Here is a 2685-nt window from a genome sequence, read left to right as displayed (position 1 = left end):
ACAGCCGGCCTTCGCTGGTGCGCCGCCTCATCAGGCTGATCCGGCCCGGCGCGAAAAGCCGGGCAGGTGCCAGTTTTTCGTCCGCAAACTCTGGGGCGTCAGGATCGTCGGCTGAGCCTGTCGGCGAAAAGCCCGCGACACCCTATATAGCGCGAAGCAGGGCCGGCGATGCAGATGATTCTGCATCGCCGGCCCGCGGCGCTGCACGGTCGAGCAAGCTTGTCCATCAATCCCGCGCCGCGTGAGCGCATAGACAGTCGAGTGCCTGCAATGTTCCGCTGGTTTGAAAACAAGCTCGATCCGTTCCCGGCCGCGGAGCCGGTCGAACCGCCCAAGACGCTGGTCGCCTTCTGCGTGCACTACACGCGCGGCGCCTGGCCCTACATCATCCTCGACGCGCTCCTGGTGACGGCGATTGCCGTCGCCGAAGTGTGGATGTTCGGCTTTATGGGCCGCATCGTCGACTGGCTCTCGGGGCAAAATCGCGAGACCTTCCTGCAGACCGAGAGCTGGAAGCTCGCAGGCATGGCCTTCGTCGTGCTGTTCGCGCTGCCGGGCACCGTGTGGTTCCACTCGCTTCTTAACCAGCAGACGCTGATGGGCAACTATCCCATGCGCATCCGCTGGCAGGTGCACCGCTACCTGCTGAAGCAGTCGATGACCTTCTATCAGGACGAGTTCGCCGGCCGCATCGCCACCAAGCTGATGCAGACGGCGCTCGCCGTGCGCGAGTGCGTCATCAAGCTCATCGACGTGCTCAACTACGTCATCGTCTACTTCCTTGGCATGCTGTTCATCGTCGGTTCGGCCGACTGGCGGCTGGCGACGCCGCTCGCTATCTGGCTGGTCGGCTATATCGGGCTGCTACGCTATTTCATCCCGCGGCTCGGCAAGGTCGGCGAGGAGCAGGCCAATGCGCGCTCGACCATGACCGGCCGCGTCGTCGACAGCTACACCAACATCCAGACGGTGAAGCTGTTTTCCCATGCGCGCCGCGAAGCGTCCTTCGCCAAGGAGGGCATGACGGGCTTTCTCGAGACGGTCTACCGGTCGATGCGGCTGGTGACGGTGCTCTACGGCCTGCTCTACATCCTCAACGCGCTGCTCCTGTTCTCGGTCACCACGCTGTCGCTGTGGCTGTGGCTCGGCCAGGCGGTGACGATCGGTGCGGTCGCCGTGGTGATCGGCCTGGTGCTGCGCATGTGGGGCATGTCGCAATGGATCATGTGGGAGATGTCGGGCCTGTTCGAGAATATCGGTACGGTGCAGGACGGCATCGCGTCGATCTCGCTGCCGCGCCTGGTCGATGACAGGCCGGACGCCAAGGACATCGCCGTCAGCCAAGGCGAGATCCGCTTCGAGGACATCCGTTTCCACTATGGCAAGCAAAAGGGCGTCATCGAGAATCTGTCGCTGACCGTGAGGCCGGGCGAGAAGGTCGGCATCGTCGGCCGCTCGGGCGCCGGCAAGTCGACGCTGGTCAACTTGCTCCTGCGCTTCTACGACTTGGAAAGCGGCAGGATCCTCATCGACGGCCAGGAGATCGCTGCGGTGAGACAGGATTCGCTGCGCGCGCAGATCGGCATGGTGACGCAGGACACCTCGCTGCTGCACCGTTCGGTGCGCGAGAACATCCTCTACGGCCGGCCGGATGCCACCAATGAGATGCTGGTCGAGGCGGCGGAGCGGGCCGAGGCGATCGACTTCATCGGCGGGCTGATCGACGCCAGCGGACGCACGGGTTTCGACGCCCATGTCGGCGACCGCGGCGTCAAATTGTCCGGCGGCCAGCGGCAGCGCATCGCCATTGCCCGCGTCATGCTGAAGGACGCGCCGATCCTCATCCTCGACGAGGCGACGTCGGCGCTCGATTCCGAGGCCGAAGCCGCGATCCAGGAAAACCTCTACCGGCTGATGCAGGGCAAGACCGTCATCGCCATCGCGCACCGGCTGTCGACTATCGCTGCGATGGACAGGCTCGTCGTCATGGACAAGGGTCGCGTCATCGAGGAGGGTTCGCACGAGGATCTCGTCGCCAAGGGCGGGCTCTACGCGCAGCTCTGGCAACGCCAGTCGGGCGGTTTCCTGCTTGATGAGGCTCCGGCCGAGGCCGACAACGACGTTATTGCCAAGGGTGAAGCCGCGGAATGATGCAAGCCGTCTATCGCTGGTTCGAGCACTGGGTCTATCCATTCCGCGAGCCTGCGTCTCTTCGGCCACCCGCGGGTGTCGGCGGCTTCCTCTGGCACTATGTCGGGCAGGCGAAGCTCGCCTTCTTCGCCATGCTGGTCATTGGCGGCATCGCGCCACTGGTCGAGGCCGGGCTGTTCTATTTCGTCGGACGGCTGGTCGACATCCTCGATCAGCTTCCCGGCGAGCGCAGCTGGCATGCGCTGTGGACCGCCGCCGGCCCTGAACTCCTGTTCATGGGCGCCGTGGTGCTTGTCATACGCACGGCCGTGGTCGGCCTGTCGGCACTGGTCGACGAGCAGACGATCACGCCCGGCTTCTACAATCTGGTGCGCTGGCAGGCGCATCGCCATGTCTCGCGTCAGTCCTACGCCTTCTTCCAGAACGACTTCGCCGGCCGCATCGCCACTAAGGTCTGGCAGGCTGGCCAGGCGACCGGCGACCTGATGGAGAGCTTCATCGAGGTCATCTGGTTCATGATCGTCTATACGGTGA

General features: G+C 64.4%; 1 protein-coding gene and 1 pseudogene. Both read left to right on the top strand.

The genetic code is table 11. The features are described from left to right. The first annotated feature begins 270 nt into the window (after positions 1-270). A complete protein-coding gene (locus EOA33_RS31285) occupies positions 271-2151 on the top strand; it encodes an ABC transporter ATP-binding protein (protein WP_127407386.1) in 1881 nt (626 codons plus the stop codon). Further along, positions 2148-2685 (top strand): annotated as a pseudogene (locus EOA33_RS31280) (ABC transporter ATP-binding protein); the annotation flags it as partial. The gene EOA33_RS31285 and the pseudogene EOA33_RS31280, both read left to right, overlap by 4 nt.

The organism is Mesorhizobium sp. M4A.F.Ca.ET.050.02.1.1 (assembly GCF_003997725.1).
Lineage (GTDB): Bacteria > Pseudomonadota > Alphaproteobacteria > Rhizobiales > Rhizobiaceae > Mesorhizobium.
This window is presented reverse-complemented; position numbering and strand designations above follow the sequence as displayed.